A 1,334-nucleotide genomic window follows, 5' to 3' on the forward strand; every position below is an offset into this window, starting at 1 on the left:
GGCGCGGGCGCCGCAGCCGGGCTCGAAGCAGCCGGAGCCGCCGCGGGCGCGGGCGCCGGCGCTGCCGCCGCGGCCTGCGCCTCGACCGTGCAGATCACCGTGTCCTTGGCGACCTTGTCGCCGACCTTGACCTTGACCTCGACCACCTTGCCGGCCGCCGACGACGGTACATCCATGCTGGCCTTGTCCGACTCCAGCACGATCAGCGACTGTTCCTGCTCGATCGTGTCGCCCGGCTTGACCAGCACCTCGATCACCTCTACCGCGTCGAAATCGCCGATGTCCGGCACCTTGACTTCGATCACACTCATGCTTTGCTCCTGTGGCCGGGCCGCTTACAGCAGAATGCGGCGGAAATCGGCCAGCAGCTGACCGAAGTAGGTATTGAAGCGGGCCGCCTCGGCGCCGTCGATCACGCGGTGATCCCACGACAGCGACAGCGGCAGCGTCAGGCGCGGCACGAACTGCTTGCCGTCCCAGACCGGCTTCTGATACGACTTGCAGACGCCCATGATGGCCACTTCCGGCGCATTGATGATCGGCGTGAAGTAGGTACCGCCGAGGCCGCCGAGCGACGAGATCGAGAAGCAGCCGCCCTGCATCTGGTCGGGCTTGAGCTTGCCCTCGCGCGCCAGCTTGGCCAGTTCCGCCATCTCCTGCGCGATCTCGATCACGCCCTTCTTGTCGGCGTCCTTGATCACCGGCACGACCAGGCCGTTCGGCGTATCGGCGGCGAAGCCGATGTTGAAGTACTTCTTCAGGACGAGGTTGTCGCCGTCGAGCGAGGCATTGAAGTTCGGGAACTTCTTCAGCGCAGCGACCGTGGCCTTGATCATGAAGGCCAGCATCGTGACCTTGACGCCCTGTTTCTCGTATTCCTTGTTCAGCTGCACGCGGAACGCTTCGAGCTCGGTGATGTCGGCCTCGTCGTGATTGGTCACGTGGGGGATCATCACCCAGTTGCGATGCAGGTTCGCGCCCGAAATCTTCTTGATGCGCGACAGCGGCTTGCTTTCGATCTCGCCGTAGCGGGTGAAATCGACCTTCGGCCACGGCAGCAGGCCGAGCTCGCCGCCACCGGCGCCGCCTGCGGCCGCCTGCGCGGGTGCCGCGGCCTGCCCGGTCATCACGCCCTTGACGTAGCGCTGCACGTCTTCGTGGGTGATCCGGCCCTTGGGGCCGGAGCCCGGCACGCGCGACACGTCGACGCCCAGCTCGCGCGCGTACTTGCGCACCGACGGGCTGGCATGCGCGGCCTTGCCGCTGACGCCGGCCGGCGCGGACTGCGCCGCCGCAGCCGGCGCGGGGGCCGCCGCGGCAGCCGGAGCCGCTGC

General features: G+C 67.5%; 2 protein-coding genes. Both read right to left on the reverse strand.

What is annotated here, in order from left to right:
• Positions 1–311: biotin/lipoyl-containing protein (locus tag F7Q96_RS26400; RefSeq protein WP_322789923.1), on the reverse strand; the 311-nt coding region annotated here is incomplete at its 3' end.
• Positions 312–335: 24 nt separating this feature from the next.
• Positions 336–1,334 (reverse strand): dihydrolipoyllysine-residue acetyltransferase (locus tag F7Q96_RS26405; protein WP_151023638.1); only part of this gene is annotated, 999 nt, incomplete at its 5' end.

Origin of the sequence: Cupriavidus gilardii (assembly GCF_008801915.1) — a bacterium.
Classification (GTDB): Bacteria; Pseudomonadota; Gammaproteobacteria; order Burkholderiales; family Burkholderiaceae; genus Cupriavidus; species Cupriavidus gilardii.